General features: G+C 72.3%; 25 protein-coding genes, 1 pseudogene and 1 riboswitch. Of the genes and pseudogenes, 12 read left to right on the forward strand and 14 right to left on the reverse strand.

Annotated elements, in window-relative coordinates:
* Window position 1 precedes the first annotated feature (1 nt).
* Window positions 2-127: riboswitch (cobalamin riboswitch) on the reverse strand.
* Between the two features lie 82 nt (window positions 128-209).
* A pseudogene (locus CLV43_RS49280) lies at window positions 210-458 on the forward strand (alpha/beta fold hydrolase); the annotation flags it as partial.
* An 86-nt stretch (window positions 459-544) separates the two neighbouring features.
* Here the strand turns inward: CLV43_RS49280 and CLV43_RS16140 are convergent.
* Entirely contained in the window at window positions 545-1,138 is a 594-nt protein-coding gene (locus tag CLV43_RS16140; RefSeq protein WP_106187973.1) for a TetR/AcrR family transcriptional regulator, read from the reverse strand.
* Between the two features lie 96 nt (window positions 1,139-1,234).
* Between CLV43_RS16140 and CLV43_RS16145 the strand changes: the two genes are divergently transcribed.
* Window positions 1,235-2,200, forward strand: a complete 966-nt coding sequence (locus tag CLV43_RS16145; protein WP_106187974.1) for a quinone oxidoreductase family protein — start codon at window positions 1,235-1,237, stop codon at window positions 2,198-2,200.
* Between the two features lie 14 nt (window positions 2,201-2,214).
* Here CLV43_RS16145 and CLV43_RS16150 read toward each other — a convergent pair whose 3' ends face one another.
* Both CLV43_RS16150 and CLV43_RS16155 read right to left on the reverse strand, forming a co-directional pair.
* On the reverse strand, window positions 2,215-4,296 hold the full coding sequence (locus CLV43_RS16150) for an ATP-binding protein (protein ID WP_245886504.1): 2,082 nt from the start codon (window positions 4,294-4,296) through the stop codon (window positions 2,215-2,217).
* Between the two features lie 98 nt (window positions 4,297-4,394).
* The gene (locus tag CLV43_RS16155) at window positions 4,395-5,561 is read right to left on the reverse strand and encodes a cytochrome P450 (RefSeq protein ID WP_211304382.1); all 1,167 of its coding nucleotides are present in this window, start codon (window positions 5,559-5,561) and stop codon (window positions 4,395-4,397) included.
* A gap of 36 nt (window positions 5,562-5,597) precedes the next feature.
* Here CLV43_RS16155 and CLV43_RS16160 point away from each other — a divergent pair, with 36 nt between their 5' ends.
* On the forward strand, window positions 5,598-6,776 hold the full coding sequence (locus tag CLV43_RS16160; RefSeq protein ID WP_170155856.1) for an 8-amino-7-oxononanoate synthase: 1,179 nt from the start codon (window positions 5,598-5,600) through the stop codon (window positions 6,774-6,776).
* On the opposite strand, the gene CLV43_RS16165 is transcribed toward CLV43_RS16160, so the two are convergent.
* Window positions 6,730-7,188 carry a GNAT family N-acetyltransferase gene (locus CLV43_RS16165; protein WP_106187975.1) on the reverse strand — a complete coding sequence of 153 codons (459 nt, stop codon included), beginning with the start codon at window positions 7,186-7,188 and terminating at the stop codon, window positions 6,730-6,732. The two genes, CLV43_RS16160 and CLV43_RS16165, sit on opposite strands and share 47 nt — an antisense overlap.
* 29 nt (window positions 7,189-7,217) lie before the next feature.
* Window positions 7,218-7,967, reverse strand: a complete 750-nt coding sequence (locus tag CLV43_RS16170; protein ID WP_106187976.1) for a serine protease — start codon at window positions 7,965-7,967, stop codon at window positions 7,218-7,220.
* A 210-nt stretch (window positions 7,968-8,177) separates the two neighbouring features.
* Between CLV43_RS16170 and CLV43_RS16175 the strand changes: the two genes are divergently transcribed.
* Both CLV43_RS16175 and CLV43_RS16180 read left to right on the forward strand, forming a co-directional pair.
* Complete coding sequence (locus CLV43_RS16175; protein WP_106187977.1) at window positions 8,178-8,789, forward strand: LysE family translocator; 612 nt, start codon at window positions 8,178-8,180, stop codon at window positions 8,787-8,789.
* A 48-nt stretch (window positions 8,790-8,837) separates the two neighbouring features.
* Window positions 8,838-9,353: a hypothetical protein gene (locus tag CLV43_RS16180; RefSeq protein WP_106187978.1), complete on the forward strand. Its 516-nt coding sequence runs from the start codon at window positions 8,838-8,840 to the stop codon at window positions 9,351-9,353.
* Window positions 9,354-9,438: 85 nt separating this feature from the next.
* Here the strand turns inward: CLV43_RS16180 and CLV43_RS16185 are convergent, their stop codons facing one another.
* Both CLV43_RS16185 and CLV43_RS16190 read right to left on the reverse strand, forming a co-directional pair.
* On the reverse strand, window positions 9,439-10,284 hold the full coding sequence (locus tag CLV43_RS16185) for a S1 family peptidase (RefSeq protein ID WP_106187979.1): 846 nt from the start codon (window positions 10,282-10,284) through the stop codon (window positions 9,439-9,441).
* A 78-nt stretch (window positions 10,285-10,362) separates the two neighbouring features.
* The gene (locus CLV43_RS16190) at window positions 10,363-11,388 is read right to left on the reverse strand and encodes a M48 family metallopeptidase (RefSeq protein ID WP_106187980.1); all 1,026 of its coding nucleotides are present in this window, start codon (window positions 11,386-11,388) and stop codon (window positions 10,363-10,365) included.
* Window positions 11,389-11,458: 70 nt separating this feature from the next.
* Here CLV43_RS16190 and CLV43_RS16195 point away from each other — a divergent pair, with 70 nt between their 5' ends.
* On the forward strand, window positions 11,459-12,391 hold the full coding sequence (locus CLV43_RS16195; RefSeq protein WP_106187981.1) for an alpha/beta hydrolase: 933 nt from the start codon (window positions 11,459-11,461) through the stop codon (window positions 12,389-12,391).
* Between the two features lie 12 nt (window positions 12,392-12,403).
* On the opposite strand, the gene CLV43_RS16200 is transcribed toward CLV43_RS16195, so the two are convergent.
* Together CLV43_RS16200 and CLV43_RS16205 are read right to left on the reverse strand one after the other, a co-directional pair.
* Complete coding sequence (locus tag CLV43_RS16200) at window positions 12,404-13,240, reverse strand: serine hydrolase (protein WP_106187982.1); 837 nt, start codon at window positions 13,238-13,240, stop codon at window positions 12,404-12,406.
* Window positions 13,237-14,181 (reverse strand): LysR family transcriptional regulator, encoded by a 945-nt coding sequence (locus CLV43_RS16205; RefSeq protein ID WP_106187983.1) that lies wholly within the window; start codon window positions 14,179-14,181, stop codon window positions 13,237-13,239. The genes CLV43_RS16200 and CLV43_RS16205 overlap by 4 nt, the downstream gene beginning before the upstream one ends.
* 122 nt (window positions 14,182-14,303) lie before the next feature.
* On the opposite strand from CLV43_RS16205, the gene CLV43_RS16210 reads away from it, so the two are divergent.
* Entirely contained in the window at window positions 14,304-15,218 is a 915-nt protein-coding gene (locus CLV43_RS16210) for an MBL fold metallo-hydrolase (protein WP_170155857.1), read from the forward strand.
* On the opposite strand, the gene CLV43_RS16215 is transcribed toward CLV43_RS16210, so the two are convergent.
* Together CLV43_RS16215 and CLV43_RS16220 are read right to left on the reverse strand one after the other, a co-directional pair.
* Window positions 15,215-15,589 carry a hypothetical protein gene (locus tag CLV43_RS16215; protein WP_106187985.1) on the reverse strand — a complete coding sequence of 125 codons (375 nt, stop codon included), beginning with the start codon at window positions 15,587-15,589 and terminating at the stop codon, window positions 15,215-15,217. The genes CLV43_RS16210 and CLV43_RS16215 overlap by 4 nt on opposite strands.
* Before the next feature lie 6 nt (window positions 15,590-15,595).
* Complete coding sequence (locus CLV43_RS16220) at window positions 15,596-16,177, reverse strand: TetR/AcrR family transcriptional regulator (RefSeq protein WP_106187986.1); 582 nt, start codon at window positions 16,175-16,177, stop codon at window positions 15,596-15,598.
* Window positions 16,178-16,251: 74 nt separating this feature from the next.
* On the opposite strand from CLV43_RS16220, the gene CLV43_RS16225 reads away from it, so the two are divergent.
* Together CLV43_RS16225 and CLV43_RS16230 are read left to right on the forward strand one after the other, a co-directional pair.
* Window positions 16,252-17,505: an alpha/beta hydrolase gene (locus CLV43_RS16225; protein WP_106187987.1), complete on the forward strand. Its 1,254-nt coding sequence runs from the start codon at window positions 16,252-16,254 to the stop codon at window positions 17,503-17,505.
* Between the two features lie 11 nt (window positions 17,506-17,516).
* Window positions 17,517-18,167 (forward strand): CatB-related O-acetyltransferase, encoded by a 651-nt coding sequence (locus CLV43_RS16230; RefSeq protein WP_106187988.1) that lies wholly within the window; start codon window positions 17,517-17,519, stop codon window positions 18,165-18,167.
* Here the strand turns inward: CLV43_RS16230 and CLV43_RS16235 are convergent.
* From CLV43_RS16235 to CLV43_RS16245, 3 genes are all read right to left on the reverse strand, one after another.
* Window positions 18,154-18,981, reverse strand: a complete 828-nt coding sequence (locus CLV43_RS16235) for a hypothetical protein (protein ID WP_106187989.1) — start codon at window positions 18,979-18,981, stop codon at window positions 18,154-18,156. The genes CLV43_RS16230 and CLV43_RS16235 overlap by 14 nt on opposite strands.
* A gap of 524 nt (window positions 18,982-19,505) precedes the next feature.
* Complete coding sequence (locus CLV43_RS16240; RefSeq protein WP_245886505.1) at window positions 19,506-20,300, reverse strand: SAM-dependent methyltransferase; 795 nt, start codon at window positions 20,298-20,300, stop codon at window positions 19,506-19,508.
* Between the two features lie 72 nt (window positions 20,301-20,372).
* Window positions 20,373-21,152 (reverse strand): leucine-rich repeat domain-containing protein, encoded by a 780-nt coding sequence (locus CLV43_RS16245; RefSeq protein WP_106187991.1) that lies wholly within the window; start codon window positions 21,150-21,152, stop codon window positions 20,373-20,375.
* 102 nt (window positions 21,153-21,254) lie between these two features.
* On the opposite strand from CLV43_RS16245, the gene lon reads away from it, so the two are divergent.
* The 3 genes from lon to CLV43_RS16260 all read left to right on the forward strand — a co-directional run bounded on the left by lon (window position 21,255) and on the right by CLV43_RS16260 (window position 25,786).
* Window positions 21,255-23,633, forward strand: a complete 2,379-nt coding sequence (gene lon / locus CLV43_RS16250) for an endopeptidase La (RefSeq protein ID WP_106187992.1) — start codon at window positions 21,255-21,257, stop codon at window positions 23,631-23,633.
* A 179-nt stretch (window positions 23,634-23,812) separates the two neighbouring features.
* On the forward strand, window positions 23,813-24,343 hold the full coding sequence (locus CLV43_RS16255; protein WP_106187993.1) for a YbhB/YbcL family Raf kinase inhibitor-like protein: 531 nt from the start codon (window positions 23,813-23,815) through the stop codon (window positions 24,341-24,343).
* Window positions 24,344-24,412: 69 nt separating this feature from the next.
* Window positions 24,413-25,786: a mycothione reductase gene (locus CLV43_RS16260; RefSeq protein WP_106187994.1), complete on the forward strand. Its 1,374-nt coding sequence runs from the start codon at window positions 24,413-24,415 to the stop codon at window positions 25,784-25,786.
* The last annotated feature ends 23 nt before the right edge of the window (window positions 25,787-25,809 follow it).

The following is a 25,809-nucleotide window of genomic DNA, read 5'->3' on the forward strand; positions in this document are numbered from 1 at the left end:
GGTAGAAGTGACTCGGGGGTCGAGTTCCTGACTCCCGGATCTCTCCTACCCGGTCACAGTGGCGGGACCGCGCCGGATTCCCACCGGCTTCCTCGCACACCCCTACAGCTTCCGCATCGTCGCATCCCGTGCCGCGCCCACCAACCCCTCGGCGAGTCTGATCACATCCGCGCGAGGTGGACGATCGGCCGCGGCGACGTGGGCGAGGAGTGTCGTGGCACCGGACGCCGTGCCGGACGTGGAGCCGGTCCGGGCCGCCCGGAGCGGTGAGGTCGCGGCCGTTCGAGGTGCGGGACGACCTGCCGGAGATCACCGCGCCGACGCTGGTCGTGGTGGGCGCGCACGACTCCATCCGCGGCCCGCGGTGGGCGGAGATGCTGGTCACGGGCATCCCGCACGCCCGTGCGCTGGTGCTCACCGACAGCGGGCACTTCGGCCACCTCGAACAGCCCGCGGAGTTCGCGTCCGCGGTCGTCGACCTGGTGACGAAGGCGGCGCACCAGTCCGGGGCGCTGTTCGGGGCCCGTCGCACGGGCCCGACTTCCTACCCGGGCGCGGGAACCGGCTCCCCCGCGTCCCGCCGGGCGGTGACCAGGTCCTCGGCCAGCCCCAGCACCCCGGCCCGCACCCGTTCCACCGGCATCCCGCGCTCGTGCACGAGGTAGTGGATGTGCGCGGCGCGCAAGTTCACCAGCAGCGACTCGGCCCGGATCTCGGCGTCGCAGCCGGGGACGAGGCGTTCGACCAACCCGATCAGGGCGGCGCGGACCGGTTCCATGCCGCCGACGCAGGCGTGCGCCCTCGACACCTGCTCGAACGCCCGCACCAGCGGCAACGTCCCCAGGACGTGGTCGAAGAGGCCTTCCGCGAACAAGCGCACCCGGTCGGCCGCGCTCCTGCTCTCGTCGGCCAGCACGACGGCCGCGCCCTCGCGCCAGCCCTCGCCCGCCCGCAGCGCCAGCGCCTCAATCAGCCCCTCGCGATCCCCGAACCGGCGGAACACCGTGCCCTTGCCGACACCCGCGGCCACCGCCACGTCGTCCATGCAGACCGCTTCGATCCCGCGCTCGTCGATCAGGCGCTTCGCGGCGACCAGGATCGCCTCGCGGTTGCGCACCGCGTCCGCCCGCTCGGCCATCCCGCCCACCTTCGCCCTTGACAGAACCGGACTCGTGGTCCGTATCGTAGCCCACACAGAAGCGGACCGACGGTCCGCTACAGGACGGGAGTTCCCATGCGTGCGGTGCGCGTCCACGAGTTCGGCGGTCCCGAGGTGCTCCGGGTCGACGACGTCCCCGACCCGGTCGCGGGACCCGGTGAGGTGCTGGTCGAGGTGACCGCGGTCGGCCTCAACTACGGCGAGACGCTTCAGCGCTCACGGGCCTCCGCGAAGCTCTACGACTGGTACCCCGAGCCCCCGCTCCCCGTCATCCCCGGCCTGGAGGTCACGGGCGTCGTCCGCTCCGTCGGTCCCGACGTGTCCGGCGACCTCATCGGCTCGGAGGTCATCGGCTTCGCCACCTCCGGCGCCTACGCCGAGCTCGCCGTCCTCCCCGCCGCGGGCGCCATCCCCCTGCCCACCGGCCTCGGCTCCCGCGAGGCCCTCGCCCTCTTCGTCCAGGGCGTCACCGCCGTGGGCCTGATGAACGCCGCCCGCGTCACGGCGGGCGAGCGCGTGCTGGTCGAGGCCGCCGCGGGAGGGGTCGGCAGCCTCCTCGTCCAGCTCGTCACGCGGGCCGGGGCCACCGCCGTGGCCCTGGCCCGCGGCGACGCCAAGCTCGCCATCGCCAAGGACCTCGGTGCCGCCGAGGCCGTCGACTACGGCGAACTCTCCTGGGCGTCACGGGTGTCCCCGGTCGACGTGGTCCTGTCCTCCGTCGGCGGCACGACCAGCGAGGCCGCTTTCGGGCTGCTGCGCGACGGCGTCGGGCGGATGGTGATCTACGGCACCGCCTCCGGCGCATATCCGGAGATCCCGGTGAAGGAGCTGGTGCGGAAGGGGGTCGCGCTCAGCGGCCTGAGCAACCTCGCGAGCGACCCGGTGCACATGCGGCAACTGCTCGACGAGGCCTTCGCGCTCGGCGCGTCCGGCGAGCTCCGCCCCGTGCTCGGCGAGTCCTGGCCGTTGGGCGAGGCCGCGTCGGCGCACCGGGCGTTGGAGGAGCGGACGACGACCGGCAAGCAGTTCCTCGTTCCCTGAACTCAGCCCCGGAGTCACACCACCGGCACGTGGTCCGGAGGCCGGTCGTCGACGCAGGTGTCGAGTCGACGCCGCACGCGGTCGACGCAGGTGTCGCGCCCTTGTTCCCGGTACAGCTCCAGGGCTTCCCGCCACACCTCGCGCGCCTGCTCGTGCTGACCGAGTGCGAGGTGCGGTCCGCCGAGCCGATCGAGGGTGTCCGCCGCGTAGTAGGTGTTGCCGAGCTCGCGACGCAGCGCGAGCGCGCGGCGGTAGTACCCGATGGCCTCGGTGTGGTGACCGCTGTGGTGCTCGATGTACCCCAGGCTGTCGAGCGCGTCCGCCTCGCCTTCGAGGTTGTGGTGGGCGCGCTGCAGGGAAACAGCGTCCTGGCAGTGGTCACGGGCTGTGCCGTGCCGGCCGAGGCGAGCGGCGTGCCAGCCCACCCAGTTGAGGGCGTTGGCCTCCCAGACCGAGCCGGAACCGCGGAAGTGGTCGAGGGCGCGGCGGGCGTGTTCCCAAGCCAGCCGGTCGGAACCGCGTCGGCCCCACAACCAGGCGAGCGCGTTGCGGGTGTGGGCTTGCTGGTCGGGGTCGTGGTGGTGTTCGGCGAGGCTGAGAGCTTGGTCCAGGTGCGCCGTGGCGGCGTCCAGGTCGCCGAGGTCGACGTGGGCGAGGCCGAGGAAGCGGTGGGCACGGGCACGGAGATCCAGGTCGGACACCTGTGTGGAGGCCTCCCACATGGTGAGCCGGTCGTGCCGGTGCCCCCGTCGGACGAGGAAGGTGTACGCGCCCCAGGCCAGGTGCCAGGCGGTGCGGTGCCTGGCGAGGGTCGTCGCGGTGTGCTGGGCGGCGAGCAGGCAGGCGTGCTCGGCGTCGAACCAGGCCAACGCCGCCTCGGCGTCGGGAAGTGGCTGGGCGCGAACTCCTCCGGCGGGCGGGTCGAGCGGCGGTGGGTCCCGATGGGGTTCCAGGAGCCGTCGAGCCGCGTGGGCGGTGTGCGTGTAGAAGTCGAGAACCCGGTGCAGCGCCTCCTCCCGCGCACCGTCGGCGACGCTGATCGCGTAGGCGCGGACCAGGTCGTGCATGGCGTACCGGCCGTTGGCGGCGCGGTTGACCAGTGAGGCCCCGACCAGGGCGCGCAGCACCGCGTGCGCCTCCCGCTCCGACAGCCCGGCAAGACTGGCCGCGGCAGCCGGACCGATGTCGGGCCCTGGGGCGACGGCCAGCATGGCGAACATCTCGCGCTGCCGGTCGGTGAGGTGACGCAGGGACCACGACAACACGGTCGGCAGGCTGGCCGTGGGGTCCTCGGAGTCCAGGGCGTCCACCCCGAGGGTGCGCAGTTCCGACAGGGGCGACCGGGGGTCGGCGGCGACCAGACCCAGTGCCAGGGGAAGTCCTCCGCACCACCGGACCAGCTCGGCGACCACCTGCCCGTCGACGGGGCCGAGGGCTGTGCTCAGCAAGGTGTGGGACTCGGAGTCCGTGAGCACGTCCAGGCGGACCCGGCGGGCGCCGTGGCGGGCGATCAACCCCGGCAGGTGGTTGCGGCTGGTCACCAGCACGGCGCTCCGATGCCCTCCGGGCAGCAGCGGGGTGATCTGGTCGGTGGTGGCGGCGTTGTCCAGCACCACGAGCATCCGCTTGTCCGCGACCAGGCTCCGGAACAGCGCGGATCGCCGGTCCAGGTCCACGGGGTGGTGGTCGCGGTCCACCCCGAGCGCGTCGAGGAAACCACCGAGCACGTCGATCGGGTGCGCCGGTCGTCCGGTGGGGCTGAAGCCGTGCAGGTCCGCGAACAGCTGCCCGTCGGGGAACCGGTGGAGGTTGCGGTGGGCCCAGGTCAGGGCCAGCCAGGTCTTGCCGACACCGCCGGTGCCGCCGATCGCGCCGATCACCGGCAGGGCGTCGAGGTCCGCCAAGTGGTGGGCGCGGCCGACGAACCCGTGCGGCGCCGAGGGCAGTTGTCGGGGAACCGGCCTGCGGAACGGGACGGAGTGGTCGTGGAGCTCGACAACGCCGACCGCGCCCGCCTGCACCATCCCGCCGGACACCGCGCTCGAGGTCACCGCGTTGCCGACAACCGGTTCCCCCTGCCCGCCTTCGACCGCCATCGCCCTCCCCACCCCGCGGAACACCCCGACGCTACGAGCAGGCGGCACCGAGAGCTCCGGGAACCACCCGCACGAGCGACGCGCTCCAGCCCTTCGGCCTACACCACCGGCACGCTCAGCGGTGCCCGGAACGACAGCAGGTTCAGCATCGGTGGTGGTTCGACCGATGCCAGGCGGAGGGCGGGGAAGCGGCGGGCCACCGTGCGCAGGACCACCTCGCCCTCCAGCCGGGCCAGTCCGGCGCCGAGGCAGAAGTGCCTGCCGTAGCCGAACGCGAGGTGCTTGCGGGCGTCGGGACGGCCGGGGCAGAAGGACTCCGGGTCCGCGAACACCTCGGGGTCGGTGCCGGTGAGCATGAGCAGCAGCGGGGCGCCCGCGGGGAGGCGGACGCCGGACAGCTCCACGGGACGGCTGGTGAGGCGGCGCCAGGTGGTGACCGGGGGTTCGCGGCGCAGCACCTCCTCGACGCAGGCGGCGGCCAGGCCGGGCTCGTCGAGGGAGAGGCGGTGCCAGACGTCCGGGTGGCGCAGCACGCGGTCGAGCAGGGTGCTCAGGAGCTGGGTGGTCGTCTCCTGGCCCGCGATCAGCAGGAAGTAGCAGAGCCCGGCGGCCTCGCGGACGGGAGTGCCGCGGGCGACCAGCGCGCCGAACAGGTCGTCGCCCGCGGGGGACGCGGCGCGCAGGCGGGTGGTGAGCCAGCGGTGGAACTCGCCCGCGGACGCGGCCAGCTCGTGTTGGCGGTCGACGGAGGGGTTGCCCCAGAACAGCTCCAGGGACGCGGTGCTCCACGCCTTCAACGCGGGCACGTCCACGTCCCGGATGCCGAGCACCTCCATCAGCACCACGCACGGCAGGTCGCGGGCGAGCGAGGCGTGCAGGTCGACGGGGCCGTCGACCAGGCGTTCCGCGCACAGGTCGGCGATCCGGTCCGCGAACGACGCCACCCGCGCCGGGGTCAGGAAGCCCGCGACGAGCCGGCGGAGGGCGGTGTGGGTGGGGGTGCCGTTGTTGGCGAGCGTCGGCGGGAGGGAGAACCCGGCGCGCGCCAGCACCCGCAGCACCGGGCGCGGGACGGGGGTGATGGCGGTCAGCGCGTTGTCCGGGTGGAACGCCTCCGGGTCGGCGAGCACGGCGCGGACGTCGGCGTGCCTGCTGACCAGCCACAACCCGGTGGCCGGGTCGTGGTGCACGGGGCTCTCCGCGCGCAGTCCGCGCAGGTCGGGGGGCTGGTCGGCGTCGAACAGGTCGAGCTGGGTGGTCCGCACGGGTGGACCGTATCCGGCCGGTGGGAGACTGCCGCGGTGAGCGTGAGCACAGGTGACTCGGTGTTCGACTGGATCGACACCCGCGCGGAGGCCCGCGCCAAGGCCGGACTGACCCGCAGGCTGAGGCCGCGGCCGGCGACGTCGACGGACCTCGACCTCGCCAGCAACGACTACCTCGGGCTCGCGCGGGACAAGCGGGTGACCGGGGCGGCAGCGGCGGCGGCGATGCGCTGGGGCGCGGGGTCGACCGGGTCTCGGCTGGTGACCGGCAGCACCGAGCTGCACACCGAGCTGGAGTACGAGCTCGCGAACTTCTGCGGCGCGCAGTCCGCGCTGGTGTTCTCCTCCGGGTTCGCGGCGAACCTCGGCGCGCTCACGGCGCTGTCCGGGCCGGGCACCGCGATCGTGGCCGACCAGTACATCCACGCCTCCCTGATCGACGGCTGCAGGCTGTCGAAGGCGGACGTGGTCGTCGCGGGCCACACCGACGTGCCGCAGGTGAAGAACGCCCTCGCGACGCGCGGCAAGCGGCGGGCGCTGGTCGTGACGGACTCGGTGTTCTCCGTGGACGGCGACCTGGCGCCGCTGACCGAGCTGGCGGCGGTGTGCCGCGAGCACGACTCCGCGCTGGTCGTGGACGACGCGCACGGCCTCGGCGTGCTCGGCGACGGCGGTCGCGGCGCGGTGCACGCGGCGGGTCTGGCGAAGTCGCCGGACGTCGTCACCACGATCACGCTGTCGAAGTCGCTCGGCGCGCAGGGCGGCGCGGTGCTCGGACCGAGCCGGGTCATCCGGCACCTCGTCGAGACCGCGCGCAGCTTCATCTTCGACACCGGCCTGGCGCCCGGCAGCGTGGCGGCGGCGCTGACCGCGCTGAAGGTGCTGCGCGAGGAGCCCGACCGCCCCGGCCGGGCGCTGGCGGCGGCCGTCGAGCTGTCCGAACGCCTGCGCGCGGCGGGTTTCCGGGCCAGCACGCCGACCGCGGCGGTCGTGTCCGTGCAGGCGCCGTCGCCGGAGTCCGCGTTCGCGTGGGCCGAGGCGTGCCGCACCAGCGGTGTGGTCGTCGGCTGCTTCCGGCCGCCGTCGGTGCCCGACGGCATCTCCCGGCTGCGGCTGACCGCGCGCGCCGACCTGTCCGAGGCGGACATCGACCGCGCGGTCCGCGTGATCACCGAGACCGGCGCATCCGCAGGTGCGGTATCCCGTCCTCGATGAACTCGGCGCCCTCGGCGACGAAGCCGAACGAGCCGTAGAAGTCGGCGACGTAGGTCTGCGCGTCGAGCACGCAGTCGGTCTTGCCGACCTCCGACAGCGCGGCCTCGACGAGCCTGCGGCTGTACCCGCGGCCGCGGGCGGCGCGGGCCGTGACGACCCGGCCGATCCGGAACGCGCCGTCGGGCTCCTCCAGCAGCCGGAGGTAGGCGAGCGGCGCGGGGTCGCCGTCCACCTCCAGCCACAGGTGCCGGGTGCCGGGTTCGAGGTCGCGGCCGTCCAGGTCCGGGTAGAGGCAGGACTGCTCGATCACGAACACCTCGCTGCGCAACCGCAGCAGCGCGTACAACTGCGCGGTGGTCAGGTCTGCCGACCACTGCCTGCGCAGCGTGGCGGGGAACGGTGATGTGCGCACACCAGCCTGGATATCACAGCGGACCGGTCCTACAGGCGTGACCGGTAGCTCGCCAGCCTCGTGTAGACGCCCGGCTCACCCGGACGCGCGCAGCCCTTGCCGTAGGAGACCACGCCGACGAGCCTGCCGCGCACGACCATCGGCCCGCCCGAGTCGCCCTCGCACGCGTCCCGGCCGCCCTCCGGGTACCCGGCGCAGACCATCGCGTCGGGGCGGAACCCCGTGACGGCGCGGGCGCAGTCGGCGTCCGCCTCGACCGGGACGCGCACCTGGCGCAGCGTCGGCGACGGGTTCGCGCCCTCCGCCGTGCGCCCCCAGCCGAGCACCGTCGCCTCGACACCCGGCGCGTAGCTCGCGGTGTCGTCGGCGTCGACGAGCGGGACGGTCCGCAGCGGCAGCGGCTCGGCCAGCGTGAGCACCGCCACGTCGTCGCCCTTGGACACGTCCTTGAAGTCCGGGTGCTTCCAGATGCCCGCGACCCTGGCACCGGGGCGCGCGGTGCGCAGGTCGCCCGTGCCCGCGACGACGCGGATCCCGTCCGGGGTGCGGTCGCGGCCGGTGATCGCCAGCCGTTCGGCCATGCAGTGCGCCGCCGTGACCACCTTGTCCGGCGCGACGAGCGCGCCACCGCAGAACAGCTGGCCGTTCGCGTCGGTGAGGGCGACCGCCCACGGGGTGGCGGGCGCCTCGGTGCCGCCGACGATCGCGTGCGCCGGGGCGGCGGAGGCGATGACGGCCGCGATGGCGGCGACTAACGACGCGGTGGTCCTGGTCCGCACGGAGCACTCCTTCTACGGCAGGTGGACGAACGGCTACTCACCGTAGCGGGCCCGCGTTTTCTCCGGCACACCCCCGTGGTCGACAGTCGAATCCACCGCCTATCGGGAACAGAACGTGAAATCTTCCTGTTAGTGTCCTCTGGAGCCGAAGAATCATCGGCATATTGCGCAGATCACAACGATCTGTCCGGCAACCTAGGAGGGTTACGCATGTTCCTCGACTTCGGTCAGATCCCGGCCTTCCTGATCGCCTGCGTGGTCGTGATCCTCACGCCGGGTGTCGACGCCTTCCTGCTGCTGCGCACCTCGATGCGCTCGGGCACGCGGGCGGGCCTGTGGGCGCTGGGCGGCATCCACGCGGCCAGCTTCGTCCAGGTCGGCGTGGTCATCTCCGGCCTCGGCGTCGTCCTGGCCCGCTACCCCGCGGTGCTCGTCGCGCTGCGCTGGGTCGGCGCGGCCTACCTGCTGTGGCTGGCGCTGTCGATCGCGCGCGGGCTGCTGCGCCGCACCAAGGCCGACGAGCCGCTGGAGGCCGTGGCCGACCGGCCGTTCCGCCGCGGCTTCCTGACCAACATCACCAACCCGAAGATGCTGCTGTTCTCGCTCGCGTTCCTGCCGCAGTTCATCGGTGCGGGCCAACCCACCGCCCAGCTCGCGATGCTCGCCGCGCTCTTCCTCGGCCTCGCGGCGCTCTGGGAGCTGCTCATCGTCATCGCCGCCGGCCGCGTCGCGGGCGGACTCCACCGCCCCGGCGTGACGACCGCGCTGGACGCGGTGTGCGCCGCGGTGTTCCTGACCATGTCCGTCGGACTGGTCCTCTAGCCACCCGCTCGCGCAACGGCCAGGACGCCCCGCGCGTCCTGGCCTTCCGTGCGGACTCCACTCGGGCAGACCGGCGCCGGGCGCGTCCCCTGGGGCCTGGTGGCGGCGGTCGTGCTGTTCGGCGGCGGGCTGGTGTTCGCCTCCGTCGCCATCGGCCACCGGCTCGACGACTGGGACGGGACCTACACCACCAGCGGGACGTACGACACCCACCGGGCCCTCCACGACACCAGCAGGCACCTCGACCAGCTGCTGTTCCGCGGGGCCGTGACCACCGCGGTCCTGCTGGCGCTGACCTCGCCCTTCCTGGTGCTCCGGCGGCGCTGGGCCGCCGTCGTCACGACGTGCCTTGCGGTCGCGTCCGTGCCGATGGCGTTCGTGTCCGGAGCCCTCGAACCCGGCTCCCCCGGCGGTCGGGAGCCCTACTCCGACTCCGACTGGGCGAGCTTCTGCTCACTGGCCGCGGCGCCGACCACCGTGGTCGGCGCCGTCGGCGCACTGGTCGTCCTGGTCCTCCACGCGCGCCGAGACCGGCCCGCGCCGAGACAGGTCGACCGGGCGTAGGCCACCGGGTCCGGCCGGGAGTGGTGCTCCCCGGCCGGGCCCGGTGGTCGCGACTCGGGCAGGGCGACCGCGGAAGCCCCCGCGACTACCCCTCCGGCTGCGGCTCGGGCTCGGGCGAGGGCTGCGGCTGGGGCTGGGGCTGAGGTGCCGCGGGGGCCGTGGTCGTCAGGCCCAGCTGTTCGGCCAGCTCGTCCTCGAAGGCCGCCACCCGCGCGTACACGCCGGGCTTCCCGGCGCGGGCGCACCCCTCACCCCAGGAGGTCACGCCGATCAGCTTGCCGCCCGACACCAGCGGCCCGCCGGAGTCGCCCTGGCAGGTGTCCACACCGCCCGCGGCGAACCCCGCGCACACCATCTGGGTCTCGTCGTACTGCGGGTAGGCGTCCTGGCAGGCGCTGTCGGTCGACAGCGGCACGGTCGCGCCGAGCAGGTACCGGGACGTGGCGCCCTGCTCGCTGACCCGGCCCCACCCGTAGACGTAGGCCGACGTCCCGGCCGCGTACAGCGGCGCGTCGGCGGCACCGGCCAGCGGCAGCGTCGGGTACGGGAGCTCCTTGCGGAGGGTCAGCACGGCGACGTCGTCACCGCGGTCGGCGGACACGTAGTCGGGGTGCACCCAGACGTCGGTGACCGCGCTGACCACCCCGGCCTTGCTCTGCTTGTCCTCACGCCCGGCGACCACGCGGAACGCGCTCGCGGAGCGGCCGACCGCGCAGTGCGACGCCGTGACCACCTTGGTCGGGGCGACCAGGGTGCCGCCGCAGAACTGGAACCCGTTCGCGTCGGTCAGGTACACCACCCACGGGTGGGCGGTGATGGAGACGCGGTCGCCGCCGACGATCCGTTCGTCGGCGCCGGCCGGTGCCGCGCAGCTCAGCAGTGCCGCCAGTGCCGCAACGAGCGCCACGAGCCGTCGTTCGGTATCCCCCACGGGGCCTCCTCGGTGAGTCCGGTTGTCCCGAGGAGGTTAGCCAAGACGTACGACACAACTGGGCCGTTCGGCCCAACATCAGTTGTTCGGGGAGTTCCCGAACTTGCTCCAGACCTTGCCCGCCGTGCCCGCGAGGACCTCGCCGAACTCGTTGAACACCTTCATCAGCGGGTCCTCGGACGTGCTCATCGTGTCCTTGTACGACTTCGCCGCGGACTTGATGTCGTCGGTGAACGAGCTGGTCGGCCGGTCGTCCTCGCGGCGGGCGTACTCGCCGGTGAGGATCGCGCGGTACTCCTCCGAGGCCGCCCACTTCTGCAGCTCGGCGGCGCGCACCACGGCCAGCGGGTGGGTCAGCGGCCACGTCTTGACGAGCTTGAGGACGCTGTCGCGGATGTCCTCGACCTGCTCGTACTCCTTGGCCTGCTTCAGGAACTCGGCGGTGTCGATCTGCGAGCCGTCCATGCCGCCCGCCATCGCCACGTGCACCCGCAGCGCGGCCGCCGGGTCCTGCACGCACAGCAGCCCGGCGCGGTCGCAGGACAGCTCGGTCTTGCGGTACCACTCGAACAGGGCCGCGATGACCGCGCGGATCGCCCAGTACCCGGCGGGCATCCAGCCGAGGCTGTACTGGAGCTGCATCAGGCGCTGCAGGATCGTCTGGTAGAGCGCGTGGCCGGACAGGACGTGGCCCATCTCGTGCCCGATCGCGAACCGCAGGCCCTCGGTGTCCAGCAGCTCGATGAGGCCCGTGGTGATCACGATGAACGGCTTGTCGATGCCCAGCGTCGACGCGTTGGGCACCGGGTTGCGCTGCACGAAGACCTCGGGCACCGGGTCGATGTCCAAAGTGGCCGCCGTGTCCAGCCGGATCCGGTCCAGGTTCGGGTACTGCTTGGGGCCGACCCGGATCGACGAGGCGAGGTACACCAGCCGCTCGCCGCGCTCGGTGAACGCCCCGGCCACCGCCTGGAGGACCGGGCCGATGCCCGGAACCGCCCGGAGCAGCGCCAACGCGCCCCGGTCGGCGGGGTGTTCGTACGCGCGCGGGCTGATCCCGGCGAAGCGCACCCTGGCCGTCGAACGTTCGATCTCCTCGGTCATTCAACCGAGGTTAGCCAGATCCGGGCCTTCGGGGTGCCGAAACCGGACAATCACCGTGCAGACTGTGCCGATGACCGCTGACGTGCTCGGTGCCGACTTCGAGACCCGGACCCTCGCCACGGGCGAAGCCACCGCCACCCTGGTGCGCCACCGCGCGCGCGAAGCCACGCGGGGGGCGATCCTCTACGTGCACGGCTGGGCCGACTACTTCTTCCAGCGCCACGTCGCCGAGCACTACGCGGCGCTCGGCTTCGACTTCTACGCCGTCGACCTGCGCGCGTACGGCCGGTCGTGGCGGCAGGGCCAGACGCCGAACTTCGTCACCGACCTGGCCGACCACCTCGCCGACGTGGACGGGGCCGTGCGCGCCGTCCGCGAGGACGACGGCCACTCGGAGCTGGTCCTGATGGGACACTCCACCGGCGGCCTGATCGCCGCCCTGTGGGCGCACGAGCGGCGCGCGGACGGCCTGGTGGACGCCTTGGTGCTCAACAGCCCGTGGTTCGACCTGGCCGAGCCGTGGATCATGCAGACGGTCGGCACGGCCGTGGTGCGCGGCCTCGGCCGGGTGTCGCCGAAGCTCGTGGTCAAGCCGGGCCTGGGACCGGTCTACGGCCAGAGCATCCACCGCGACCACCACGGCGAGTGGGACTTCGACCTCACGTGGAAGCCGCTGGAGGCGTTCCCGGTGTACGCCGGGTGGCTGCGGGCGATCCGGATCGGACACTCGAGGCTCCAGGGTGGACTGGACGTGCGGGTGCCCTCGCTCGTGCTGCGGTCCAGCGCCAGCCACCTGCACGCGAAGGCGTGGACGGAGCAGGCGATGGTCGCCGACGCGGTGCTGGACGTGGCGCACATCGAGAGGTTCGCGCCCAAGCTCGGCGGGGAGGTCACGTCGCTGGTGGTCCAGGACGGGCTGCACGACCTGTTCCTGTCGCGCGAGGACGTGCGGAAGCGGGCGTTCGAGGTGGTCGACGAGTTCCTGGACGGCCGGGTCAGGTGAGCCCGCGGGCGCTCAGCGCAGTCGCTGCACCGCCAGCCGGGCCGCCGTGCCGATGACCGCGTCGGCGGCCGGCAGCGTGAGGGCGGTGCCCGCGCTGCGGGTGAACACGGCGATCGCGTAGCGGCCGCCGTCGGGGTACTCGACCACGCCGATCTCGTTGCGCACGGTCGGCAGCGTGCCGGTCTTGCCCGCGACGCGGACGTCGTCGAACGGGAACCCGGACGCCAGCCGGTGCGGCCACACCTGCATGCCCATGATGCGGCGCAGCGGCGCCGCGTCGGGGTCGAGCCAGACGGCGCTGAGCAACGTGGTCATGTCACGGGGTGTGCCGCGGTTGGTCCGGCGCGGGTCGAGGGCGCGAAGTCGGGACAGCACAACGGGATCGGCGAGCTTGGGCGCCAGGTCACCGGGCCCCGCGTCCTCGGCGAGGGTCCGGAACACCTCACGCGCCCGGTGCACGACCAGGGTGTTCGACAGGCCCAGCGCGGCCATCGTGCGGTTCACCGCGTCCAGCCCGACCACGTCGACCAGCGCGTCCGCGGCGGCGTTGTCGGAGACCGTGATCGCCAGGTAGGCCAGGTCCCGCAACGACATCGTCACCGGGTCGAGCATGCCGCCGACACCGGTCGGGCCCGCGCTGCGGTGGTCGGGGCGCAGCAGCGCGGTGGCGGTCATGTCGACCTCGCGGAACGCGGTGTGCACCAGCGGCACCTTGAAGACGCTGGCCAGCACGACGGCCTCGTCGGCCCCGACGGCCACCTGCCGGTCCGGGTGGTCGATGTCGACGGCGTGCAGCCACCCCGTGACCCCGGCGTCGGCGAAGGCGGACCTGATCCGCGCGGCGCTCACGCCAGGTACTCCGCCGCCGGGCGCGGGAAGCGCGGCAGCGTGCCCTCGGCGGGGCTCATCCCCTTGGCGCGCAGCACTTCCTCCACGGCGTCCGCGAACGCGCGGGTCGCCGGTGTCTGCCGTCCGCGCGGCCACGCCGAGGACGTGCGCCAGGCCAGCGGACGGCCGCGCAGCGGGCGCCACACGGCGTCGCCGGGCGGGTCGACGCCGTCGTGCAGGGCCACGCAGCCGCCCGCCAGCACCAGCCCGAGGGCGAAGTCCGGGTTGGCCGCCTGGTGGACCTCGGTGGGCGCGTACCCGTGGCGGGCGCAGGTGGTGAGCACCTCGTCGTGCAGCGCGGGGGCGGTGGCGCGCGGGAACAGCACCAGCGCGAGGCCGTCGAGGTCGCCGAGCCGGACCGCGTCGTGGCCGGTCAGCGGGCTGTCCGCGGGCAGCAGCACGCCGAGAGGGCTGGTCAGCACCGGTCCGAGGCCCAGCCACGAGGTGTCGAACGGGTGCCGCAGCACGCCGACGTCCAGGCCGCGGTCGGCCAGGGCGCGGAGCTGTTCGGCCGTGCCGATCTCGCGGAGCTTCAGCTCCACCCCGCAGCCGCGGGCGCGGAACGCCGTCACCAGCGCGGCCACCGCCTTGCCGCCGAGGTCCGGTGGGACGCCCGCGCGCAACGTGCCCGCCTCGCCGCGGCGCAACCGCGCGGCCAGCGCGTGCAGCCGGTCGGCGCCCGCCAGCACCTCGCGCGCCTGGGTGAGCAGCAGCCTGCCGCCGTCGGTGAGCGCGACCTGGCGGCCGGAGCGGTCGAACAGCTCGACGCCGAGCTCCCGTTCCAGCCGTTGGATGCTCTGCGACAGCGGCGGCTGGGAGATGTGCAGCCGGGCCGCGGCCCGCCCGAAGTGCAGCTCCTCGGCGACCACGAGGAAGTTCCCCAGGTGCCGGAGGAGGTCCATGACCAGCGATGATAGTCGATCGACTATCGCTGCGGCGACGATATCCGTCTTGGACACGCGGTGCGCGCGGCTGCTGTCCTTGGTCCATGTGCACCGGATGCGGGGGCGTCAGCAGGCGCCGGATGTTGATCGGGACGGCGGCGGCGGCGATCGCGGGCAGCGCGCTCGGCAGCGCGCGGGCGATGGCCGTGGGGAACTCGGGGGTGAGCCTGCGCTGGCTGGGCGTGGCGGGGTGGGAGCTGGTGTTCGACGGGCGGCGGATCGTGGTCGACCCGTACCTGAGCAGGCTGCCGGTGCTGGACGCGAACGGCGGCATCATCACCGACTACCGGCTGGACGTGCGGACCGAGCTGGTCGACCGGTACCTGGAGCGGCGACCGGAACTGCTGCTGGCGACGCACGGCCACTACGACCACCTGCTGGAGATCCCCTACCTGATGCGGAGGTTCGGCGGGGAGCCGCGCGTGATCGGCACCGAGACGCACGCGCACCTGCTTGCGGCACAAGGGGTTCCGACCGACCGGATCATCATCGCGCAGGGCGGTGAGCACCTGGACTTCCACGGGTTCACCGTCCAGGTGGTCCGGAGCCTGCACAGCCAGTTCGGCTCCTACGGCTACTTCGCGCCCGGCACGCTGACCGCGGCACCGCCGCGCCCGGAGACCATCAGCGACCTGCTCGAAGGCGGCACGCTGGGCTACCTGGTCACGATCGCCGACCGCTACTCGGTCCTCTTCCTGTCCGGCACCGCCAACTTCGTCGAACGCGAGGTGGAGGGCCTGCGCCCGGACGCGCTCGTGCTCGGCATGAGCGGGCACGCCAACGTCTTCGACTACACCGCCCGCGCGCTGCGGGCGACCAGGCCGAAGCTGCTGGTCCCCAGCCACCACGACGACATGGTGACCCAGCTCGACGACCCGGCCCTGCCCGAGAAGGGGTTCCCCGCGGCGGCGCGGGAGCTGGCCGACACCGCGAAGCGGGTGGGACTGGCCGCGACCGTGCTGGATCCGGCCGTCCTGCGCTGGTACGACCTCTAGCCCTTCTCCGGCCGCGGCAGCAGGAGGTGCACGGCGAAGCCCGCGAGCGTCGCCAGCACCGCCTGGTAGGCGATGGACAGCTCGCACTGGGAGGCGATGAAGAACACCGGGTCGAGGTCGGTGGTGATGAGGCCCGCCATGGTGGCCAGGCCGGTGACGTGCCAGCCGAAGAAGCCCGCGCTCCACACGACCAGCGGCCAGCGACCGCGGTCGGGGCGGCGCAGCAGCAGGTAGGCCGAGAACGCCGCCGCCGCGTTGAAGATCACCGCGGTGGCCCCCAGCTCCGGCGCGGCGGCGGTCGGCAGGGTGGTCAGGGTCTGCGCCACGGCCAGGGAGATGACCAGCCAGGCACCGAGTCGCGTCTTGTCCACGCCGCACTAGATCACGCCCGCGCGGGCCGCGGCCAATGCGGCGAGGGCGCAGCGCCGGGCCGTGGCGGTGTCGACCGGTTCGCGGGTGATGAAGATCCGGTAGAACAGCGGGCCGCAGGCGGCGCGGACCACCTCGACCGGGTCGACGGCCCGCGGCAGCTCACCCCGGTCGACCCCGCGGACGACGAGCTCGGCCGCCGCGTGCTGGCGGGCGGCGTAGAAGGCGCTCATCGCCTCGGCCGCGAGCGGCGACTGGAACGCGGCGGCGACCAGCGCGGACGGGATGGCGCGCTCGTGGGCCTCGCCGAACGTGCGCGCGATCTCCGTCGTGACGGCGACCAGGTCGCCCTCCACCGTGCCGGTGTCCGGCGCCCGCCACCCGTCCGCGGTGGTGCGGTGCAGCGCGTCGACCAGGATCACGTCGACGCTCCCCCAGCGCCGGTACACGGTGGTCTTGTGCACGCCCGCGCGGTTGGCGACGTTGTCGACGGTCAGGCGCGGGTAGCCGACCTCGGCCAGCTCCTCGTACACGGCGGTCAGGACGGCGTCGCGGACGCGGGCGGAGCGGCCGCCGGGGCGAGCGTTCAAGGGCGGATCCAGTTGCGTCGGGGGACCGGACGTGCCCACAATAACGCAACTCGAGTTGCATTAGGGGGATCCGGGTGTCGGATCGCATCGCGCAGTTCACCGCCGAGGCGGAGCAGGACCCGACGGCCGCCGTCGAACGGCTGCGGGCCGACCTGGTCGCGTCCGGCGGGCCGCTGGTCCAGCGGCTGACCGAGGCCACCGTGCGGGTGACGTTCGTGTGGATCGGGCCCGAGCGGCAGGTGTCCGTGCGGGCGCAGGTGTTCGAGGACGCCAACGCGCTGTCGCACCCGATGCGCCAGGTGCCGGGCACGCCCGTGTGGCACCTCGACGCGGTCGTGGCGTCCGACGTGGTCACGACCTACCAGTTCCTGGTCGACGACCCGTTCGCCGACGCCGACCACACCGACCTCGCGGAGCTGGGGCGGCTGATGGTGCGGGCGCGGGCCAGGACGTTCGCCGACCCGGTCAACCCGCACGCGCTGTTCCCGCAGCTGGCCGTCGTCGCGGGCGAGTCGACGGCGGACCGGCGGCACTGGGACTCCGAGCTCCGGCTGCCCGACGCCGAGGCCGTCGACTGGTTCGACGCCGAGCCCGCCGACCGCGGCACGCTCACCGCGCACGACCTGCACGGGCGGACGATCACCGTGTACACGCCGCCGGGCTACCGGGAGGACCGGGCGCACCCGCTGGTCGTGCTGCTCGACGGCGAGTGCTGGCCGCTGGTCGCCCGGCTCGACACGGCGCTGGACAACCTGATGGGCCGCGAGATCGAGCCCGCCGTGGTCGCGATGGTGCACAACAAGGGCGGGATGGCGGGGCGGATGGCCGACCTGTCCTGCGAACCGGCCTTCGCCACCTACCTGGCCGAGGACGTTCTCGTGTTCGTGCGGGCGCGGTACTCGGTGAGCGACGACACCAGCCGGGTCGTGTTGGCGGGCAACAGCCTCGGCGGACTGGCCGCCGCGCACACCGCGCTGGAACGGCCCGACGCGTTCGGCGCCGTCCTGTCCTGCTCCGGGTCGCACTGGTGGGGCTACCGGCCCGACGAATCGGGCTGGGGCAAGGACTCCGAGCCGGAATGGCTCACCCGCCAGTACGCCAGGGCACCGCTGCTGCCGCTGCGGTTCTGGGTCGACGTGGGGTCGCTGGAGACCGGGTCGAGCCCGCTCTCCCCCGGCGTCGACCAGCGCGCCGCCAACCGCCACCTGCGCACCGTGCTGCGCGCCAGGGGCTACCCCGTCACCTACCACGAGGCGGCGGGCGGGCACGACTTCGCCACGTTCCGCCGCAGCGTCGTCAAAGGGCTCCGCGCCCTGCTCCCCGCCTGAGAGGACCGGCCGTGCCCGACCCCAACGAGCTCCACCCGCTCCCCGACCACCCGCGGGTGGTCCTGCTCAAACCCCTGGTCAACTCGCCGAACATCGAGATCGGCGACTTCACCTACTACGACGACCCGGACCACGCGACGCACTTCGAACGCCGCAACGTCCTCTACTCCTACGGCGACGAGAAGCTCGTCATCGGCCGGTACTGCGCACTCGCGGCGGGCACGACGTTCATCATGGCCGGCGCCAACCACCTGACCACCGGCGTGTCCACGTTCCCGTTCACGATCTTCGGCGGCGACTGGGCGGAGAGCACCGTCGACCTGCTGATGAACATCCCCACCAAGGGCGACACGGTGGTGGGCAACGACGTCTGGTTCGGCTACCGCACCACGATCATGCCCGGCGTCCGCATCGGCGACGGCGCCATCATCGCCAGCGGCGCCGTCGTGGTCGCCGACGTGCCGCCGTACACGATCGTCGGCGGCAACCCGGCCAAACCGGTGAAGCAGCGGTACGCCGACGACGAGATCGACCTGCTGCTGCGCGCCGCGTGGTGGGACTGGCCGGTCGACGTGGTCACCGCGCACGTCCGCACGATCATGTCGGGGACACCGGCCGACGTGGCGGACATCGCGCGGCGGGAAGGGCTCATGACGGGGTGATGGTCCAGTCGCCGCTGGAGGTCACCTGGATGAAAGCGGGGCCCGCCAGGGGAACGGTGCCCTCGTAGCCGCCGATGGTGTTGACGGGGAGGTCCATGCGGGTCGACTTCGTGGACGCGACGTGGACGGCGAAGTTCCCGTCACCGGTGTTGGTGATCCTCGCCTTGGCGGACTTGGACATCAGGAAGACGACCGCGTCACCGGAACCGGACACCGGGCCGTCGGCGAGGGTCGCGAGGTCGAGGCCGCCGACGGTCAGCGTCCAGGCGCCCACGGCGGTGACGGTGAGGGTGGTGGTGCGGCTGTTGTCGCGGATGTCGATCCACCGCAGACCGCTGTAGGAGCCGATCTCGTTGACCAGCAGGGATTCGAAGCCGTCGGACTTGAGGACGGTGTTGCCGGTGCAGGCGGGGCACTCGAACTTGACGATCTTGAAGCCGGAGGGGCGGTCGAGGGTGATGACGTCGTCGCCTTGTCCGGTGTAGACGGTGGGTGGTGGGGTTGTTGTCGTGGGGGGCGCGGTAGTCGTTCTGGTGGTTGTCGCGGCGGTTGTCGTTCTGGTGGTTGTCGTTCTGGTGGTTGTCGTTCTGGTGATGGTGGTTTGTGCTCGGGCCAGTTCGGCTTGGGTGGTGGGGGGTGAGGTGGCTGCTGAGGGGGTTTCCTTGCCTGCGTTGGCGAGGGTGCTGATGAGGATCAGGGTGAGGGCGGCTCCGAGGATCCAGGGCCACTTCTTGGGTTTGGGGCGGGGTGGTGGGGCCCACTGGGGGTGGTTGTACGGGGTGGGTTCGGGAGGGTCCGCGGGTGGTTGCGCCATGGGGGTCACCTTCGGGCTCGCTTGGTGGTCACCCGGTTCGTCGAGGCGCTGGTACGGGGTGTTATCCCACGTGGTTTGGCATCACTCGAACGGGGTCTCAAGTGGGGCTCGAGTGGGTGGGTGGGGCCCAGGTATGTGATGTGAGGGTCTGGGGGTTCACCCCGGCTCGCTGAGTGTTCTATGCCCACCACCGCTTGTCAAGACGGTAGGGCTGTCTTGACAAGCGGTGGTGGGCATAGAGATGGCTTCTCGTCGGGGTGCGTGGGGGAGGTGTGGGTGGGGAGGGCATCAGGCTGCGCCTGACAGGGCATCCTCGCTGCGCGTCGGACAGAGCATCCTTGCTGCGCGGCGGACAAGGCCCCAGGCGCTCCGCGCCGGATGCGCGCTGGCGGGCTTCGCCCGTCGGGGTGGGGTGGCGGGCTGCGCCCGGCGGGGGATTCTCGGCTGCGCCGTCGGGAGGGAAGGCATCCTCGCTGCGCGTCGGACTAAGCGGGGGGGGGGGGTGGGGTGGGTGTTCGGTTGGGTCAGGGTTTGCGGCCTACGCCCACGTAGGCGGTGATGTAGGCGTCGTCGGAGTCGGGGTGCCATTCGGGGAGGAGGACTACGCCTGGGGGGATGAGGGTGAAGCCGGTGAAGAAGCGGGTGATGTCGTGCTTGGTGCGGAGCACAAGTTGGGCGTCTGTGCGTTGGTAGACGGCTTGGACGCGTTCGCCGTTGGTGACGCTGTCCTGCGGGATGCCTTCCAGGCTGCCGTGGCTGATGGCGAGGTAGCTGCCTGAGGCCAGGGCGTCGCGGTAGCGGGTTACGGCGGCGTGGGGGTCGTCTGAGTCGGGGACGAAGTGGAGGGCGGCGGCCAGTAGGACGGCGATGGGGCGGGAGAAGTCGAGGAGGGCGTTGATGGCGGGGGAGGTCAGGACCGCGTCGGTGTCGCGGAGGTCGGCCTGGACGGCGATGGCGAGCGGGTTGTTGGCCAGCAGGGCGATGCTGTGGGCGACGGCGACGGGTTCGACGTCGACGTAGGCGACGCGGGCCGAGGGGATGGTGGTCTGGGCGATCTCGTGGACGTTGCCGACCGTCGGGATGCCGGAGCCCAGGTCCAGGAACTGGTCGATGCCCTGGTCGCAGAGGAAGCGGACGGCGCGGCGGAGGAAGGAGCGGTTGGCGCGGGCGGCGCCCGCCATGCCGGGGTAGATCTTCTCGATGACCTTGGCGGCTTCGCGGTCGGCGGCGAAGTTGTGCGAACCACCTAAGAAGTAGTCGTACATCCTGGCGACGCTCGGCCTGCTCAGGTCGACCGACGACGGCACCCACGAGTCCACCACGTTATCCCCCAACCCACAGCGACGGACCTCCGATCCAACCGCTCCGCGTCGCGGCATGTCCAGGTGCGGTCAGGTGAGGACGACGCAGCCCCGCCGTTCCAGGTCGAGCAGCCACACCGGCATCTTCAACCGCTTGTTCCAGCGCAGGTCGAGCTTCTCCAGGGCGGGCAGCTTCTCGATCGCGTCCGGCAGCGCCGTCAGCTCGTTGTTGCGCAGGTCGAGGACGCGCAGCGCGACCAGGTCGCCGATCTCGGCGGGCAGGGCCGTGAGCCGGTTGTCGCGCAGACCGAGCTCGCGCAGGTCGTCGAGGCGGCCGATGGACGACGGCACCTCGGTGAGGTGGTTGCCGCGCAGGTGCAGCTCGCGCAGGCGGGACAGGTCGCCGACGGAGTCCGGCAGCGCGGTGAGCTGGTTGCCGTAGAGCCGCAGCTCGCGCAGGCCCGCCATGCCGCCGATCGAGTCGGGCAGCACCGTCAGCAGGTTGTCGGTGACGCTGAGGTAGCGCAGCTTGACCAGCCCGCCCAGCGACTCGGGCACGGCCGTGAGCCGGTTGTCGCTCAGGTAGAGGTACCGGTCGAGCGAGGTCAGGTCGCCGAGGGAATCCGGGAGCGACGTCAGGGCGTTGTGCCCGAGGTCGAGGGTGTGCAGCGTGGTGAGCCTGCTGATCTTCGGCGACACCTCGCCGATGCGGTTCGCGGCGACGTTGAGCATGCGGAGCTCGCCGAGCTCCCAGAGGGAGTCGGGCAACGACGTGAGGTCGTTGTCGTAGGCGCTCAGCTCCCACAGGTCCGGCGCGAGGTCGGCGGGGAGCGCGGTCAGCCGCAGGCTGTCCAGGTCGAGGCTCTGCATCGGGCAACTCTAAGCCCGCTCGCTCAGAGCGAACACCATCGGGAAACAAACCCCCGCTCTACTTGGTTGAGCCAGTCAGACTCAACTTTGGAGGGTGAACTGATGGGCAAGACTCTGGCTCTTCCGGTGTTGCCCCTCGACGACGTGGTCGTGCTCCCCGGCATGGTCGTCCCCATCCGGCTTTCCGGTGCGGACGCGAACGCCGAGGCCCGTGCCGCCGTCGAGGCCGCCACCGCCGCCGCCGAGACCGGTGCCAAGGCGCGGATCCTGCTGGTCCCCAGACTGGACGGCAAGTACGCCAAGGTGGGCACCCTGGCCCTGATCGAGCAGGTCGGCAGGCTGTCCGGCGGTGAGCGCGCGGCCGTCGTCCGCGGCACGGAGCGCGTGCGCATCGGCACCGGCACGACCGGCCCCGGCGCGGCGCTGTGGGTCGAGGCGACCGTGGCCGACGCCCCGACGACCGACGAGCACACCGACGAGCTGGCCCGCGAGTACCGCGCGCTGGTGACCACGATCCTGCAGCAGCGCGGGGCGTGGCAGGTCGTGGACTCCGTGCAGCAGGTCGACGAGCCGTCCGCGCTGGCCGACCTCGCCGGTTACGCCACCTACGTGACCGAGGAGCAGAAGGTCTGGCTGCTGGAGACCAACGACGTCAACGCGCGGCTGGAGAAGCTGCTCGTGTGGGGTCGCGAGTACCTGGCGGAGCTGGACGTCGCCGAGACGATCCGCAAGGACGTCAAGGAGGGCATGGAGAAGCAGCAGCGGGAGTTCCTGCTGCGCCAGCAGCTGGCCGCGATCCGCAAGGAGCTGGCCGAGCTGGACGGCAAGCCCGCCACCGAGGAGCAGGACTACCGCGCCCGCGTCGAGGGCGCCGACCTGCCCGAGCACGTCCGCAAGGCCGCGCTCACCGAGGTGGACAAGCTGGAGCGCACCTCCGACCAGTCCCCCGAGGTCGGCTGGATCCGCACGTGGCTGGACACCGTGCTGGAACTGCCGTGGAACGAGCGCACCGACGACGCCTACGACATCCTGGGCGCGCGTGCGGTGCTCGACGCCGACCACTCCGGCCTGGACGACGTGAAGGAGCGGATCACCGAGTACCTGGCGGTGCGCCGCAGGCGGACCGACCGCGGCATGGGCGTCGTCGGCGGCCGCCGCAGCGGGGCCGTGCTGGCCCTAGTGGGCCCTCCCGGCGTCGGCAAGACGTCGCTGGGCGAGTCGGTCGCGCGGGCCATGGGCCGCAAGTTCGTCCGGGTCGCGCTCGGCGGCGTCCGCGACGAGGCCGAGATCCGCGGCCACCGGCGCACCTACGTCGGCGCGCTGCCCGGCCGGATCGTCCGCGCCATCACCGAGGCCGGGACGATGAACCCGGTCGTGCTGCTCGACGAGATCGACAAGGTCGGCTCCGACTACCGGGGCGACCCGACCGCCGCCCTGCTCGAGGTGCTCGACCCGGCGCAGAACCACACGTTCCGCGACCACTACCTCGAGGTCGACCTCGACCTGTCCGACGTGGTGTTCCTGGCCACGGCGAACGTGCTCGACACCATCCCCGCGCCGCTGCTCGACCGCATGGAGCTCGTGCAGCTCGACGGCTACACCGAGGAGGAGAAGGTCACCATCGCCCGCGACCACCTGCTCCCCCGGCAGCTGGAGAAGGCCGGGCTGACGCCCGAGGACGTCACCCTCACCGAGGACACCCTGCGCAAGCTCGCCGGCGAGTACACCCACGAAGCCGGTGTGCGCCAACTGGAACGCGGCCTCGCCCGCATCCTGCGCAAGGTCACCGCCAAGCTCGCCCTCGACGAGGGGGCCACCCTCCCGGTCGGCGTGGACGTGCCCGACCTGCGCGGCTACCTCGGCAAGCCCAAGCACACCCCCGAGTCCGCCGAACGCACCTCCGTTCCCGGCGTGGCAACGGGTCTGGCCGTCACCGGCGCCGGTGGCGACGTGCTGTTCATCGAGGCCTCGTTGGCCGCCAAGGACTCCGGTGCCAGCGGGGTCACGTTGACCGGGCAGCTCGGCGACGTGATGAAGGAGTCGGCGCAGATCGCGCTGTCCTACCTGAGGTCCCACGACGACGAGCTCGCGTTCGGCGTCGGCTCCCTGGCCGACCGCGGCGTGCACATCCACGTGCCCGCCGGCGCCGTGCCGAAGGACGGCCCCTCGGCAGGCGTGACGATGACCACGGCACTCGCCTCCCTGCTCTCCGGCCGCCCCGTCCGGTCCGACGTGGCGATGACCGGCGAGGTCTCGCTGACCGGCCGGGTCCTGCCCATCGGCGGCGTGAAGCAGAAGCTGCTGGCCGCCCACCGCGCCGGGATCACGACGGTCCTGCTGCCGGCTCGCAACGAGCCGGACATGGACGACGTCCCGGCCTCCGTCCGGGAAGCCCTCACGGTGCACTTCGTGGCCGACGTCCGCGAAGTCCTCACCCACGCCCTGGAACCCGCCACCTCCACGGCCACCGCCGCGGCGTGACGTCCACGGCGTGATCCGCGCGGCGTGATCTGTCCGAACGGAAGGGCCCCGCTCGACAAGAGCGGGGCCCTTCCGCATGTCCGGATCCTCGGCGGCGTGCGTGGGGAGCCGGGGAACTGCGCGGTCCGGGTGGCGGCACTACGCTCGAACCACCCCAAGATCACCAGTGGAGGATCCCGATGAGCCTTGAGCGACCCGTCGCGCCCGACCCGTACTCGCTGCTGCCGGTGGTGCCCTCGTTCAGCGTGACGTCGACCGACGTGCGCGAGGGCGAGGCGCTGGACCAGGCGCAGGTGTTCGCGGGTGGGAACACCTCGCCGCAGTTGAGCTGGTTCGGGTTCCCGGACGGGACGAAGAGCTTCGTGGTGACGTGCTTCGACCCGGACGCGCCGACGCCGTCGGGGTTCTGGCACTGGGTGGCGGTGAACCTGCCCGCGTCGGTGACGGAGCTGGCGGCGGGGGCGGGTGAGAAGGACGAGACGTTGCCGGGGGACGCGTTCCACGTGCGGTCGGACTACGGGACGCGGGCGTTCGGCGGGGCGGCGCCGCCGGAGGGGGACCCGGCGCACCGGTACTACTTCGTGGTGCACGCGGTGGACGTGGAGAAGCTGGACGTGGACGGCGACGCGTCGCCCGCGGTGGTGAGCTTCAACCTGGCGTTCCACACGCTCGCGCGGGCGGTCATTACGCCGGTCTTTCAGCAGACCTGAGCGGGAATCGCACGGCCGTCCTGCCCGTTTGAGAGAGTAGGCGCATCTCCTACCAGGCAGGACGGCATCGTGCGGCACTTCGACCTCGTCATCATCGGCAGCGGCTCCGGGAACTCGATCCCCGACGAGCGCTTCGCCGACCAGCGGATCGCGATCGTCGAGAAGGGCGTGTTCGGCGGGACGTGCCTCAACGTCGGCTGCATCCCGACGAAGATGTTCGTGCACACCGCGGACGTCGCCTCGACGCCGAAGAACGCCGCGAGGTTCGGCGTGGACGAGCACTTGGACGGCGTGCGCTGGGCGGACGTGCGGGACCGGATCTTCGGGCGGATCGACCCGATCTCGGCGGGCGGGCTGCGCTGGCGGGCCGAGGACAACGAGAACGTGACCGTGTACCAGGGGCTCGCGAAGTTCGTCGGGCCGAAGACGCTGGACACCGGCACGGGTGAGGTCATCACCGCGGACCGGTTCGCGATCGGCGCGGGCAGCAGGCCGGTCATCCCGGACGTGGTCGACCTCGACACCGTCGACTACCACACCAGCGACACCGTGATGCGGCTCGACGAGCTGCCCGCGAGCATGGTCATCCTGGGCAGCGGGTTCGTCGCGAACGAGTTCGCGCACGTGTTCTCCTCGTTCGGCGTCAAGGTCACCCTGATCGCCCGCTCGGACCTGTTGCTGCGCCACGAGGACCGCGAGATCGCGGAGCGGTTCACCTCCATCGCCTCGGCGAAGTGGGACGTCCGGCTCAAGCGCAAGACCGTGCGCGCCGAGCGCACCGACACCGGTGTGCGGCTGCACCTGGAGGGCCCGGACGGCGCCGAGGTCGTGGAGGCCGCCACGCTGCTGGTCGCCGTCGGCCGCACCCCCAACACCGACCTGCTCGACCTCGCGCGGACCGGTGTGACCACGCACCCGGACGGCCGGATCGTGGTGGACGAGCACCAGAAGACCGTGGTGGACGGCATCTACGCGTTCGGCGACATCAGCTCCGAGCACCAGCTCAAGCACGTCGCCAACCACGAGAGCAAGGTCGTGCAGCACAACCTGCTGCACCCCGACGAGCCCAGGTCCTCCGACCACCGGTACGTGCCGTCGGCGGTGTTCTCCTCGCCGCAGATCGCCTCCGTCGGCCTCACCGAGGAGCAGGCCGTCGAGCGGGGCGTGCGGTACGTGAAGGGCACCCAGGCCTACGCGTCCATCGCCTACGGCTGGGCCATGGAGGACGAGACCGGCTTCGCCAAGGTCCTCGCCGACCCGGCGACCGGGCAGCTGCTGGGCGCCCACATCATCGGCCCGCAGGCCCCCACCGTCATCCAGCCCCTCATCCAGGCCATGAGCTTCGGCCTCGACGCCCGCACCATGGCCAAGGGCCAGTACTGGATCCACCCGGCCATGCCGGAGCTCGTCGAGAACGCCCTGCTCAACCTGCCGTTGGACTGACCGCCGGTGTGACGGGGGCGGCG

Source organism: Umezawaea tangerina (genome assembly GCF_003002815.1).
Lineage (GTDB): Bacteria > Actinomycetota > Actinomycetes > Mycobacteriales > Pseudonocardiaceae > Umezawaea > Umezawaea tangerina.